Here is a 234-nt window from a genome sequence, read left to right as displayed (position 1 = left end):
ACGTCAACGGCAACGTCAACACCGCAGTCAACGGCGAGTACGGCAAGATCGTCCTCAAGGCCGACGGCTCCTACACCTATGAGCTGAACAACAACGACCCGCGCGTCAACGCGCTGCTCGATGGCCAACAGCTCAAGGACACCTTCACCTACACGATCAAGGACGCCGACGGCGACGTCAGCACCACCACCATCACGGTCACCATCAATGGCCACACCGATGGCGTGCCGGGCG

At 61.5% G+C, this 234-nt stretch carries 1 protein-coding gene; it reads left to right on the top strand.

Annotated elements, in window-relative coordinates; genetic code table 11:
- A partial coding sequence (locus AC6LKD_RS32725; RefSeq protein WP_498118554.1) for a VCBS domain-containing protein occupies window positions 1-234 on the top strand: 234 nt, incomplete at both ends.

This window comes from Achromobacter sp. D7-1 (assembly GCF_059760445.1).
The sequence above is the reverse complement of the archived record's forward strand: the minus strand, read 5'-3'. Positions and strand labels throughout refer to the sequence as shown.